The 13037-nt window shown below is 52.9% G+C and carries 12 protein-coding genes; 6 read left to right on the top strand and 6 right to left on the bottom strand.

Annotated features, from left to right (window positions below):
• Nucleotides 1–34 precede the first annotated feature (34 nt).
• Nucleotides 35–325 carry an HTH-type transcriptional regulator gene (locus OGW17_RS12480; RefSeq protein WP_047460357.1) on the top strand — a complete coding sequence of 97 codons (291 nt, stop codon included), beginning with the start codon at nt 35–37 and terminating at the stop codon, nt 323–325.
• A 280-nt stretch (nt 326–605) separates the two neighbouring features.
• Nucleotides 606–818: a transcription antiterminator/RNA stability regulator CspE gene (cspE, locus tag OGW17_RS12475; RefSeq protein ID WP_000014594.1), complete on the top strand. Its 213-nt coding sequence runs from the start codon at nt 606–608 to the stop codon at nt 816–818.
• A 114-nt stretch (nt 819–932) separates the two neighbouring features.
• Here the strand turns inward: cspE and glyS are convergent, their stop codons facing one another.
• The 3 genes from glyS to OGW17_RS12460 all read right to left on the bottom strand — a co-directional run bounded on the left by glyS (nt 933) and on the right by OGW17_RS12460 (nt 4321).
• Nucleotides 933–3002, bottom strand: coding sequence for a glycine--tRNA ligase subunit beta (gene glyS / locus OGW17_RS12470; protein WP_071259251.1), 2070 nt, complete (start codon nt 3000–3002; stop codon nt 933–935).
• 9 nt (nt 3003–3011) lie between these two features.
• Nucleotides 3012–3923: a glycine--tRNA ligase subunit alpha gene (glyQ, locus tag OGW17_RS12465; RefSeq protein ID WP_001168544.1), complete on the bottom strand. Its 912-nt coding sequence runs from the start codon at nt 3921–3923 to the stop codon at nt 3012–3014.
• Between the two features lie 95 nt (nt 3924–4018).
• Entirely contained in the window at nt 4019–4321 is a 303-nt protein-coding gene (locus tag OGW17_RS12460; protein WP_012135698.1) for a YsaB family lipoprotein, read from the bottom strand.
• Between the two features lie 188 nt (nt 4322–4509).
• On the opposite strand from OGW17_RS12460, the gene OGW17_RS12455 reads away from it, so the two are divergent.
• A complete protein-coding gene (locus OGW17_RS12455) occupies nt 4510–5505 on the top strand; it encodes an acyltransferase (RefSeq protein WP_071259249.1) in 996 nt (331 codons plus the stop codon).
• A 7-nt stretch (nt 5506–5512) separates the two neighbouring features.
• Here OGW17_RS12455 and OGW17_RS12450 read toward each other — a convergent pair whose 3' ends face one another.
• The 3 genes from OGW17_RS12450 to xylA all read right to left on the bottom strand — a co-directional run bounded on the left by OGW17_RS12450 (nt 5513) and on the right by xylA (nt 8872).
• Nucleotides 5513–5866, bottom strand: coding sequence for a YiaA/YiaB family inner membrane protein (locus OGW17_RS12450; RefSeq protein ID WP_071259248.1), 354 nt, complete (start codon nt 5864–5866; stop codon nt 5513–5515).
• Between the two features lie 174 nt (nt 5867–6040).
• Nucleotides 6041–7495 (bottom strand): xylulokinase, encoded by a 1455-nt coding sequence (xylB, locus tag OGW17_RS12445; RefSeq protein ID WP_071259246.1) that lies wholly within the window; start codon nt 7493–7495, stop codon nt 6041–6043.
• 54 nt (nt 7496–7549) lie between these two features.
• Nucleotides 7550–8872 carry a xylose isomerase gene (gene xylA / locus OGW17_RS12440; RefSeq protein ID WP_024131052.1) on the bottom strand — a complete coding sequence of 441 codons (1323 nt, stop codon included), beginning with the start codon at nt 8870–8872 and terminating at the stop codon, nt 7550–7552.
• Between the two features lie 366 nt (nt 8873–9238).
• On the opposite strand from xylA, the gene xylF reads away from it, so the two are divergent.
• From xylF to xylH, 3 genes are all read left to right on the top strand, one after another.
• Complete coding sequence (xylF, locus tag OGW17_RS12435) at nt 9239–10231, top strand: D-xylose ABC transporter substrate-binding protein (RefSeq protein ID WP_047460342.1); 993 nt, start codon at nt 9239–9241, stop codon at nt 10229–10231.
• Nucleotides 10232–10308: 77 nt separating this feature from the next.
• Nucleotides 10309–11850 (top strand): xylose ABC transporter ATP-binding protein, encoded by a 1542-nt coding sequence (locus tag OGW17_RS12430; RefSeq protein ID WP_286452213.1) that lies wholly within the window; start codon nt 10309–10311, stop codon nt 11848–11850.
• Nucleotides 11828–13009 carry a xylose ABC transporter permease XylH gene (xylH, locus tag OGW17_RS12425; protein WP_071259242.1) on the top strand — a complete coding sequence of 394 codons (1182 nt, stop codon included), beginning with the start codon at nt 11828–11830 and terminating at the stop codon, nt 13007–13009. Before OGW17_RS12430 ends, xylH begins: the two co-directional genes overlap by 23 nt.
• Nucleotides 13010–13037 lie beyond the last annotated feature (28 nt).

Raw genomic sequence — 13037 nt, 5'->3', positions numbered from 1 at the left:
CACGATCCCGCTGTGTGATTTATAGGAGTTCTCAATGGAATACAAAGATCCTATGTTTGAACTGCTGAGCAGTCTGGAACAAATTGTTTTTAAAGATGTATCGCAGACGATTACCCTGACAAACAAGCCCAACCCTTTTACAGAGTTTGAACAGTTACGAAGAGGAACCGGGCTAAAAACAGATGATTTTGCCCGGGCGATGGGCGTAACCGTTGCCATGGTGCAGGAATGGGAATCCAGACGGGTAAAACCGTCGAGTACCGAGTTAAATCTGATGCGCCTGATCCAGGCCAACCCAGGTTTAAGTAAGCAGTTGATGAAATAGATTATTGCCTGATTTTTTCGTTTAACGGTCCTGTTAAGGGGCCGTTTCCCGACAGACTTACCCGAAAGAAGTAAAATAAAAGTTGCATCCACAAGCGTTACATGAGTTAATGCGTCCAACGGTTTGACGTACAGACCATTAAAGCAGTTTAGTAAGGCAGTCCCCTTCAAGAGTTATCCGTTGATACCCCTCGTAGTGCGCATTTCCTTAACGCTTAAAAAATCTGTAAAGCACGCCATATCGCCGAAAGGCACACTTATTTTTTAAAAGGTAATACACTATGTCCGGTAAAATGACTGGTATCGTAAAATGGTTCAACGCTGATAAAGGCTTCGGCTTCATCACTCCTGACGATGGCTCCAAAGACGTGTTCGTACACTTCTCTGCTATCCAGAACGACGGTTACAAATCCCTGGATGAAGGTCAGAAAGTTTCCTTCACCATCGAAAGCGGCGCTAAAGGCCCGGCAGCTGGTAACGTAACCAGCCTGTAATCTTAGCTTTATAAGCTCAGAATTGAAGATCCCTGCCAATCGGCGGGGATTTTTTTTACCTTTTTCCCCATAAAAAAACCTGCCAGATGGCAGGTTTTTTTTATTGCGACGAACTTACTGCAACAGGGAAATATCCGCTACTTGCAGGAACAGCTCACGCAGTTTCGCCAGCATAGAGAGGCGGTTGATGCGCAGATCTTTGTCATCAACCATCACCATCACTTTTTCAAAGAACGTATCGACCGGTTCACGCAGCTCAGCCAGTTCGACTAACGCTTCCTGGTAACGACCTTCAGCAAACACGGGTTCAAGTTTGTCACGCAGAACCACAACTTGCAGAGCCAAAGCAATTTCCTCTGGCTCCTTCAACGTTGCCGCATTGACACGATCGTTCAGCACTTCGTCGGACTTCGCCAGAATGTTGGACACACGTTTGTTCGCCGCCGCCAGCGCGGAGGCTTCTTCCAGCGTGCGGAAGTGCGACACGGCCTTCATACGGGCATCGAAATCCGCCGGACGGGTCGGACGACGCGCCAGAACCGCCTGAATGGTGTCCACGGTGTAACCTTCATCCTGATACCAGGCGCGGAAACGACCGAGCATAAAGTCGATAACGTCATCAACCACATTCGCGTTGGTCAGCTTGTCGCCGTACAGACGCGCCGCTTCTTCGGTCAGCGTTTGCAGATCCAGATTCAGGTTCTTCTCAACGATGATACGCAGCACGCCCAGCGCAGCACGACGCAGCGCGAACGGGTCTTTATCGCCTTTCGGATGCTGACCGATACCGAAGATCCCCGCCAGCGTGTCCATCTTGTCGGCAATCGCCAGCGCGCAGGCAACCGGGTTAGATGGCAGGTCGTCACCGGCAAAGCGCGGCTGATACTGCTCGTTCAGCGCGACAGCTACATCTTCCGCTTCGCCGTCATGGCGCGCGTAGTGCATCCCCATTACGCCCTGCGTGTCGGTGAACTCAAAGACCATGTTGGTCATCAGGTCACATTTCGACAGCAGGCCCGCACGGGTAGCGTGGTTAACATCCGCGCCAATTTGTTCAGCAATCCAGCCCGCCAGCGCCTGAATACGGTCGGTCTTGTCGCGCAGCGTACCCAACTGTTGCTGGAACAGCACGGTTTGCAGACGCGGCAGGTTATCTTCCAGACGTTTTTTACGGTCGGTATTGAAGAAGAACTCGGCATCTGCCAGACGCGGACGCACCACCTTCTCGTTACCGGAGATGATTTGCTGCGGATCTTTAGATTCGATGTTCGCCACGAAGATAAAGTTCGGCAGCAGTTTGCCGTCTGCGGCGTAAACCGGGAAGTATTTCTGGTCGCCCTTCATGGTGTAAACCAGCGCTTCAGACGGCACCGCGAGGAATTTCTCTTCGAATTTCGCCGTCAGCACCACCGGCCATTCCACCAGCGAAGTAACCTCTTCCAGCAGGCTCTCGCTCAGGTCAGCGTTACCGCCAATCTGACGCGCCGCTTCTTCTGCATCGGCTTTGATTTTCGCTTTACGCGCTTCGTAATCAGCAACAACTTTACCGCGCTCCAGCAGGATTTGCGGATACTGCTCAGCAGTGTCGATGGTGATTTCCGGCTCGCCCATAAAACGATGGCCGCGAATGACGCGATCGGACTGGATACCCAGAATCGTTGCCGGAATGAGCTTGTCGCCCAGCAGCAGCGTTACGGTGTGTACCGGACGCACGAAGTGAACGTCAGACGCGCCCCAGCGCATCAGTTTCGGAATCGGCAGTTTCGCCAGAGAGGTGGCAATCATGTTCGGCAGCAGCACTTCTGCGCTTTCGCCTTTCACATGCGCGCGATACAGCAGCCATTCGCCTTTGTCTGTGGTCAGACGTTCAGCCTGGTCCACGGTGATGCCGCAACCACGCGCCCAGCCTTCCGCCGCTTTGCTCGGTTTGCCTTCCGCGTCAAACGCCTGAGCAATCGCCGGGCCGCGTTTTTCAACTTCGCGATCGGGTTGAGAAGCAGCAAGATTAGCCACTTTCAGCGCCAGACGGCGCGGTGCGGCGAACCACTCTACGTTGCCGTGTGCGAGGCCAGCGTTATCCAGCTCCGCAGTAACGTTCGCAGCAAAGGACTCCGCCAGGCTGCGCAGGGCTTTTGGTGGCAGCTCTTCAGTGCCGATTTCCACCAGAAAAGTTTTCTCAGACATGGCCGCCTCTTATTTGTCTTTGTTGCACATCGGGAAGCCAAGGGCTTCACGGGAAGCGTAGTAAGCTTCTGCCACTGCTTTGGTCAGGGTGCGAATGCGCAGGATGTAGCGCTGACGCTCGGTAACGGAGATGGCTTTACGCGCATCCAGCAGGTTAAAGCTATGGGCGGCTTTCAGAATACGCTCGTAAGCAGGCAGCGGCAGCGGGTTTTCCAGCGCCAGCAGTTGCTGTGCTTCTTTCTCATACTGTTCGAAACAGGTGAACAGGAAATCCACATCGGCGTATTCGAAGTTGTAAGTGGATTGCTCCACTTCGTTCTGATGGAACACGTCGCCATAGGTGGTTTTACCCAGCGGGCCGTCGCTCCAGACCAGGTCGTAAACGCTGTCTACGCCCTGAATGTACATAGCCAGACGTTCCAGGCCGTAGGTGATCTCACCGGTAACCGGCTTACACTCCAGACCGCCAACCTGCTGGAAGTAGGTGAACTGAGTCACTTCCATGCCGTTCAGCCACACTTCCCAACCCAGACCCCAGGCACCCAGCGTCGGGTTTTCCCAGTTATCTTCCACGAAACGGATATCGTGGATAGTCGGGTCCATCCCCAGCTCTTTCAGAGAACCGAGATACAGCTCCTGGATGTTATCCGGCGATGGCTTAATCACCACCTGGAACTGATAGTAGTGCTGTAAACGGTTCGGGTTTTCGCCATAGCGACCATCGGTCGGACGACGAGAAGGCTGCACATAGGCAGCCGCCATCGGCTCTGGCCCCAGCGCGCGCAGACAGGTCATTGGGTGAGAAGTCCCCGCGCCGACTTCCATGTCCAATGGTTGAACAATGGTGCAGCCCTGGCGAGCCCAGTAATCCTGTAAGGTCAGGATCAAGCCCTGGAAGGTCCTGGTATCAAACTTTTGCATATTATTTCGTGCTGGATACGTGTGGATTTAAAGGAAGGGATCAGTATACCCGCTGACCGCAAGATATACAGTACGAAACGGGAAAAAGGGGGAACTTAGCGCATGGAAAGATGTAAAAACTGCCCTTCTGCGTCAAAAGAGCAAACAAAACTCTCTTTGCGGAAAGTATTGCCGCGCATCTCATAGCTACCCTGGTATTGCTCAAAACCGGTCACATCAATTTTCTGCGTGCCGGTGTTATAACGCCGCGCCGCCTGCGCTTTGCACAATGCTTCCATATCCAGTGAGCGTTCCGGGTTCACGTTGACCTTCTGCGCCTTCTGAACCGGCTGCGCCGTCGTCGCGCATCCCACCAGCAGGAGGGTTAACAGCGCCGGAAAAACAGACTTCATCATCATTTTTATTACCGCCTTATTTGCCGGTCGCTCTTATTATTATTAAGGTTAGGGTTTACCCAAAAGACAGGCGCATTTTGCGAATCTCGCTGAGCCATCACAAGCTTTAGCGTAAAAACTCAGAATATTCCAGTGAGATACCGCGCCAATAAACAAGTCAGACCCTATTTAAAACGGAAGCAGAGGCACTGATGCAACCCAAAATATACTGGATTGATAATTTGCGAGGGATCGCCTGTTTAATGGTCGTGATGATCCACGCCACCACCTGGTACGTCACCAATGCGCAAAGCATCAATCCGTTTAGCTGGGATTTTGCCAATGTCCTGAACTCCGCCTCACGCGTCAGCGTACCGCTGTTTTTTATGATCTCGGGCTATCTCTTTTTTGGCGAACGTAGCGCCCAGCCGCGACATTTCCTGCGCATTGCGCTCTGCCTGCTGTTCTATAGCGCCGTCGCGTTGGTATATATCACCCTTTTTACGTCGATTAACGCAGAGCTATCGCTGAAAAACCTGCTGCAAAAACCGGTGTTCTACCACCTGTGGTTTTTCTTCGCGATCGCGGTGATCTACCTGGTATCGCCGTTAATACAGGTTAAAAACGTCAGCGGCAAAATGCTGCTGGTGCTGATGATCGTCATTGGCGTTGTCGCCAACCCCAATACCGTGTCGCAAAAAATCGGCGGATTTGAGTGGCTCCCCGTTAACCTGTATATCACCGGCGACACGTTTTACTACATCCTCTATGGCATGCTGGGCCGGGCGATTGGCATGATGGAGACACAAAAACGTTCGCTGACCTGGATAAGCGCCGCGCTTTTCATTACGGCGGTATTGATTATTTCGCGCGGAACGTTACATGAACTCAACTGGCGCGGAAATTTTGCCGATACCTGGTACGTCTATTGCGGCCCGATGGTGTTTATTTGCGCCGCGTCACTGCTCACGCTGGTCAAAAATACCCTGAATACGCGCACGGTTCCCGGGCTGGCGCTGATTTCCCGCCACTCACTCGGTATTTACGGGTTTCACGCGCTGATAATCCATGCGCTACGGACGAATGGCGTGGAGTTTAAACGCTGGCCGCCGCTGGATATCGTATGGATTTTTACCCTCACCCTGGCCGGAAGTTTGCTGCTGTCGATATTGCTACAGAAGATTGATACGCGCAGGCTGGTCAGTTGACCGGCCCTTATTCGTCATCAGAATACGTGGCGTACATATCCGTACCCAACAGACTCACGCCCAGCCCCAGAAGGCACATCACTTTGACGGCGGCCGGTAAATCAATATTCCATAGACCGACAAAAAGCATACCTGCGGCGAGAAGTAACAGATATTTGCACCGGGTGAGCAGACGCTCATTTCCCGTCGGCTCCTGGCGTATTAACAGGGGAAAACCACTCATCACCATTATCGCAAAAAAATAGCCCTTATCGCTCAACGAGTGGCAAGCAGGCCACAGCCCTGTCAGATAGACCAGCGCACCGCCCGCCAGCATGATTAAACCGACCAGACGCTTCCTGCGCGCAACCTTATCGTCCATATCACTCTCCTTATGCTTTGCCGATTCACATTAAGACAAGAAATAAGAATGGAAAAGACGATAACCGGACAATAACGTGAAAATCAGAAAACACACATATTGATTTCGATATATATCGAGGCAATCAATATGAAATAAGAATTCCTTCCGGCCACTGCCGGAAGGAATAGCGGATTAAGACATGAGTGATAATAACTGCTGATAAATGCGGCGGAACGTTTCGCGACGTTCAAGGTAACGCGCATGGCGTTCAGCATCAGGGAAATGCGCTTGCTCCAGCGGAAGCTGCGGTAATAAATCAGATAATGGTTGCTCTTTATTCATCGCAATTTGCGCCAGACGCGCGGCACCCAATGCCGGGCCTACATCTCCGCCGGTACGGTAATCAAGCTGTAGCCCGCTGATATCCGCCAGCATTTGTCGCCAGTATTCACTGCGCGCCCCGCCGCCGATCAGCGTCACGCTGCCGGGTTTCACGCCACAGGCATGCACAACATCCATGCCATCCGCCAGCGCATAACCGACGCCTTCCAGCACCGCCCGCGCCAGCTCTGCGGGGCCATGCTGATGCGTAAGGCCAAAGAATACGCCCTTCGCCTGCGGATTATTATGCGGCGTGCGTTCGCCGGAAAGATAAGGCAGGAACCAGACGGCATCCGCGTTATCATCCGCCTGGCGTGCCGCGTCAATCAGCGCGGGGACAGACGCCTGACCGGTTAATTTTGCCGCCCAGTCCAGGCAGGATGCCGCGCTCAGCATGACGGACATCAAATGCCAGCGTTCGGGCAATGCGTGGCAAAAACTGTGTACCGCACTTTCTGGTTTACTGAGAAAACCGTCGCTCACCGCAAAATAGACGCCTGATGTTCCCAGCGACAGCATGGCCTGACCCGCATTGATCATCCCCACGCCCACCGCGCCCGCCGCGTTATCTCCGCCCCCTGCAACAACAGGCACCGCAGGCATCCCCCAGGAGTGCGCCACCTCAGGCAACACCGTACCGGTGATGTCGCTGCCTTCGTACAGAGCGGGCATGTGTTCACGGGTTAGCTGACAAGCGTTGAGCATGATGTCGCTCCAGTCACGCACTGCGACATCCAGCCACATCGTTCCCGCCGCGTCCGACATATCGCTGGCAAAATCCCCCGTCATACGCAGACGCAGGTAATCTTTAGGTAGCAGCACCTTTGCAACCTGGCGGAAAATATCCGGCTCATGGCGCTGAACCCACAGCAGTTTTGGCGCGGTAAAGCCAGGCATCATCAGATTGCCGGTAATGGCGCGAGACTGCGGAACCTGCTGCTCAAGCAGCGCGCACTCTTCACCACAGCGTCCGTCATTCCATAAAATCGCCGGGCGTAGCACCTTCTGGTGTTTATCAAGCAACGTGGCGCCGTGCATCTGCCCGGCAATCCCCAGCGCCTTTACATCACGCAATGAATGCTCTCGCCCCAGCGCTTTTACGGCGCGATCCGTCGCCAGCCACCACTGTTCGGGATCCTGCTCCGACCATAATGGATGCGGGCGAGAGACGGACAGTTTCTCCGTCTGCGAGGCCAGCACGTCTCCCTGCTCATTCAGCAGGATGGCTTTCACACCGGACGTGCCCAGATCTATCCCGATATACATCGTGACCACTCCTTTATCGATGCGCCGCGTTGGCTAAACGCGGCGCAATGGCGATTACTTGTCGAACAGATAATGATTCACCAGATTTTCCAGCAGTTCCTGATGGCCGCTTTGATGCACCGGCGCCAGATTACGCTGTTCAGCATAGTGCGCGACGTCGCTCAGGGATAACTGGCCTTTCAAAATTTGCTGGCCCAGTTCGCTATTCCAGCCGGAATAACGTTTCGCCACGCGTTTATCCAGTTCGCCATCTTCAATCATGCGCGCTGCTACTTTTAATGACAGCGCCATCGTGTCCATCGCGCCAATATGACCATAGAACAGATCGTATTTGTCGGTACTCTGGCGACGAACCTTCGCGTCAAAGTTCAGCCCGCCGGTCGTGAAACCGCCCGCTTTCAGGATTTCATACATCACCAGCGCGTTCTCTTCGACGCTTACCGGGAACTGGTCGGTATCCCAGCCCAGCTGCGCATCGCCACGGTTGGCATCCACAGAACCAAAAATGCCCAGCGCAATGGCGGACGCAATCTCATGATGGAAAGAGTGGCCCGCCAGCGTGGCGTGGTTGGCTTCAATGTTCACCTTGATCTCTTTTTCCAGGCCGAACTGCTTGAGGAAGCCGTAAACCGTTGCCACATCGTAGTCATACTGGTGTTTTGTCGGCTCCTGCGGTTTTGGCTCGATCAGCAGCGTGCCCTGGAAACCTGTTTTATGTTTATGCTCCACCACCATCTGCATAAAGCGGCCAATCTGCTCGCGTTCCTGGCGCAGATCGGTATTCAGCAGGGTTTCATACCCTTCACGGCCCCCCCACAGAACGTAGTTTTCGCCGCCCAGTTTGTGCGTGGCGTTCATCGCGTTCACCACCTGCGTCGCCGCCCAACTGAAGACTTCCGGGTCCGGGTTCGTCGCCGCCCCGGCGCCGTAACGCGGGTTGGTAAAGCAGTTCGCGGTGCCCCATAACAGCTTCACGCCGCTCTGTTCTTGCTTCGACTCCAGCACATCGACCATCTGCGCAAAGTTGTTTTTATACTCTTTCAGCGAGGCGCCTTCCGGCGAAACATCCACATCGTGGAAGCAGTAGTAAGGCACGTTCAGCTTATGGAAAAATTCAAACGCCACATCCGCCTTGCGCTTCGCCAGCTCCAGCGCATCGCCGGGCTGTTGCCACGGACGGTTGAACGCGCCTACGCCAAACATATCCGCGCCGTTCCAGCAGAAGGTATGCCAGTAGCAGGCCGCAAAACGCAGATGATCTTCCATGCGTTTACCCAGTACAATTTCATCTGGATTATAATGGCGGAAAGCTAACGGATTAGTGCTTTTAGGGCCTTCATAACGAACACGATCGAGTTGGTCAAAATAAGCCTGCATAATGAACTCCATAATCAGGTAATACGGCGAGGGATGGGTAATGGCGTAATATTGGTTACTCGATTCACATTGCTCAATTATGTTATTTCACTCTGCTATTTAGATAATTCGTAAGTGTGCGCTGCCTCGCAAAATAAAAGTAACCGTCTGCAAAAAATGGTTATTCATCAACAACGAAATGTAACGGGCGTAATGCGTCATTAAAAGTACGATCTCGGTCATAATTCCCGAAATAAACCAAAAATCGTAACTGCAAGATAAAAATCTATAATTGCCTTCCGCGTATTAACTGCTAAAAATCTGCTACGTCTCACGCTGTGATTGTTACTTTTACCGCTGTTCCCTCTAACAAAAGGCATCACGATTATGAAGATAAAAAACATCTTACTCACCGTCTGCACTTCACTCCTGCTCGCCAGCATAACGGGACATGCCAAAGAAGTTAAAATTGGTATGGCTATCGATGACTTACGTCTGGAACGCTGGCAAAAAGATCGCGATATTTTCGTGAGCAAGGCCGAATCCCTCGGCGCAAAAGTATTTGTACAATCTGCCAATGGTAATGAAGAAACCCAAATGTCGCAGATTGAAAACATGATCAACCGTGGCGTTGATGTTCTGGTCATTATTCCTTATAACGGGCAAGTATTAAGCAATGTCGTAAAAGAAGCGAAACAAGAAGGAATAAAAGTATTAGCGTACGACCGCATGATAAATGATGCCGACATCGATTTTTATATTTCTTTTGATAACGAAAAAGTCGGTGAATTACAGGCTCAGGCGTTGGTCGATAAAGTGCCTGAAGGGAATTATTTCCTGATGGGCGGTTCGCCGGTAGATAATAATGCAAAATTGTTCCGCGCCGGGCAAATGAAAGTATTAAAACCTTATATCGACTCAGGAAAAATTAACGTCGTTGGCGATCAATGGGTAGACGGATGGTTGCCTGAAAATGCGCTGAAAATTATGGAAAATGCGCTGACCGCAAACAATAACAAAATTGACGCGGTTGTCGCTTCCAATGACGCGACCGCAGGCGGTGCGATTCAGGCGCTCAGCGCTCAGGGATTATCAGGAAAAGTCGCTATTTCCGGTCAGGATGCCGACCTTGCGGGCATTAAACGTATTGTCGCAGGCACGCAGACCATGACGGTTTATAAACCCATCACGCTACTGGCGAATACCGCCGCCGAGATCGCCGTCGAGCTGGGTAACGGGCAACAACCTAAGGCCGACGCCACGCTGAATAACGGTCTGAAAGATGTCCCTTCCCGCCTGCTTACTCCAATTGATGTTAATAAAACCAATATTGACGAAACCGTGATTAAAGACGGGTTCCACAAAAAGAGTGATCTGTAAACGTTGCGCCCTCTACAACAGCGGAGGGCGTCAAACCCTCCATGCCGGGTTCTCGCATTGGCTTATGTGGAGTAGTTATGCCCTATCTACTTGAAATGAAAAACATTACCAAGACCTTCGGCGCAGTGAAGGCAGTTGATAACGTCAGCCTCAGGCTTAATGCCGGGGAAATCGTTTCATTGTGCGGTGAAAATGGTTCGGGTAAATCAACGTTAATGAAAGTGCTGTGCGGTATTTACCCTCATGGCTCTTATGAAGGTGAAATTCTGTTTGCGGGAGAAACACTGCAAGCCAGTCATATTCGTGATACCGAACGTAAGGGCATTGCTATTATTCACCAGGAGTTAGCGCTGGTTAAACACTTAACCGTGCTGGAAAATATCTTCCTGGGCAGCGAAATCACCCGTAACGGCATTCTTGATTACGACATGATGACGCTACGCTGCCAGAAGCTGTTAGATCAGGTCAGCTTGTCTATCTCACCGGATACCCGCGTGGGCGACCTGGGCCTGGGGCAACAACAGCTGGTAGAAATTGCCAAAGCGCTTAATAAACAAGTTCGGCTGCTGATTCTTGATGAGCCGACGGCCTCCCTCACGGAACAAGAAACCACCGTGCTGCTGGAAATTATTCGCGATCTGCAACAGCATGATATTGCGTGTATTTATATCTCACACAAGCTCAATGAAGTTAAAGCTATCTCGGACACAATCTGCGTGATCCGCGACGGCCAACATATTGGCACCCGCGCAGCCGCAGGAATGGAAGAAGACGATATCATCACCATGATGGTCGGTCGCGAGCTGACGGCGCTCTATCCTAATGAGCCGCATGCTACCGGGGAGGAGATTTTGCGCGTTGAGCGCCTTACCGCCTGGCATCCCGTCAACCGTCACATCAAACGCGTCAATGATGTCTCCTTTTCGCTGAAACGGGGCGAGATTCTCGGCATTGCAGGGCTGGTCGGCGCGGGCCGCACGGAGTTAGTGCAATGCCTGTTCGGCGTCTGGCCCGGGCGCTGGGAAGGAGAGGTCATGATCGATAATCAGGCCGTGGATATTCGTCATTGCCAGCAAGCGATCGCTCATGGCATTGCAATGGTGCCAGAAGACAGGAAACGCGACGGCATTGTGCCGGTTATGGCCGTCGGGAAAAATATCACGCTGGCGGCGCTCGATCGGTTCACCGGGAAGATAAGCCATCTTGACGATGCCGCAGAGCAAAAATGCATTCTGGAATCACTGCAACGCCTGAAAGTGAAAACATCCTCGCCTGATTTAGCGATTGGGCGCCTTAGCGGCGGGAACCAACAAAAGGCCATACTGGCGCGCTATCTCCTGCTGAACCCGCGCATTCTCATCCTCGATGAACCCACCCGAGGAATCGATATCGGCGCGAAATATGAAATCTACAAACTCATTAACCAGCTTGTTCAGCAAGGTATTGCTGTCATCGTCATCTCGTCGGAACTCCCCGAGGTTCTTGGATTAAGCGATCGCATCCTGGTGATGCACGAAGGAAAACTGAAAGCCAACCTGGTGAATCATAACCTGACTCAAGAACAGGTGATGGAAGCCGCATTGAGGAGCGAATATCATGTCGAAAAACAATCCGTCTGAAGTGAAACTCTCAGCCCCTCTGACGGGCGGTTTTCCTGGGTTAAAATCACTGAACCTACAGGTGTTCGTCATGATCGCGGCGATTATTGTGATCATGCTGTTCTTTACCTGGACCACGGAAGGCGCATACCTGAGCGCGCGCAACGTCTCCAACCTGCTTCGTCAGACGGCGATCACCGGTATTCTGGCCGTGGGGATGGTTTTCGTGATTATCTCTGCGGAAATCGACCTCTCCGTTGGCTCAATGATGGGGCTATTAGGCGGCGTCGCGGCAATCTGCGACGTCTGGCTGGGCTGGCCATTGCCGCTTACGATTGTTGTCACGCTGGCGCTGGGTTTACTGCTCGGCGCCTGGAACGGGTGGTGGGTCGCCTACCGGAAAGTCCCTTCGTTTATCGTCACCCTGGCCGGGATGCTGGCTTTCCGTGGCATTCTCATTGGCATCACGAATGGTACGACCGTCTCGCCCACCAGCTCGGCGATGTCGCAGATTGGTCAGAGCTACTTATCCAACGGTCTGGGCTTCACAATAGGCGCCATCAGCTTAATGGCGTTTATCGGCTGGCAATGGCGCGGGCGTATGCGCCGGCAGGCTCTGGCGCTTAGCACCCCGGCTTCTACTGCGGTAGTCGGTCGCCAGGTGCTAACCGCCGTCATTGTCCTGGGCGCAATCTGGCTGCTGAACGATTATCGCGGCGTTCCAACGCCCGTACTGCTGCTGGTATTCCTGCTGCTTGGCGGTATGTTTATGGCGACGCGAACGGCGTTTGGCCGGAGAATTTATGCGATTGGCGGCAATCTGGAAGCCGCTCGTCTCTCCGGCATTAACGTTGAGCGAACCAAACTGGCGGTCTTCGCCATCAACGGCCTGATGGTGGCGATTGCGGGGCTGATACTCAGTTCGCGCCTCGGCGCCGGATCGCCTTCCGCCGGGAACATTGCCGAGCTGGACGCGATTGCCGCCTGCGTGATCGGCGGAACCAGCCTGGCGGGTGGCGTGGGTAGCGTCGCGGGCGCCGTCATGGGGGCGTTTATTATGGCCTCTCTTGATAACGGAATGAGTATGATGGACGTGCCCACATTCTGGCAGTACATCGTGAAAGGTGCGATCTTGTTACTGGCAGTATGGATGGACTCAGCAACTAAACGTCGTTCCTGAATTCCAGAAAAGGGGTCATGCTCAATGC

Source organism: Citrobacter sp. CK181, assembly GCF_030333595.1.
Classification (GTDB): Bacteria; Pseudomonadota; Gammaproteobacteria; order Enterobacterales; family Enterobacteriaceae; genus Citrobacter_B; species Citrobacter_B koseri.
The sequence above is the reverse complement of the archived record's forward strand: the minus strand, read 5'-3'. Positions and strand labels throughout refer to the sequence as shown.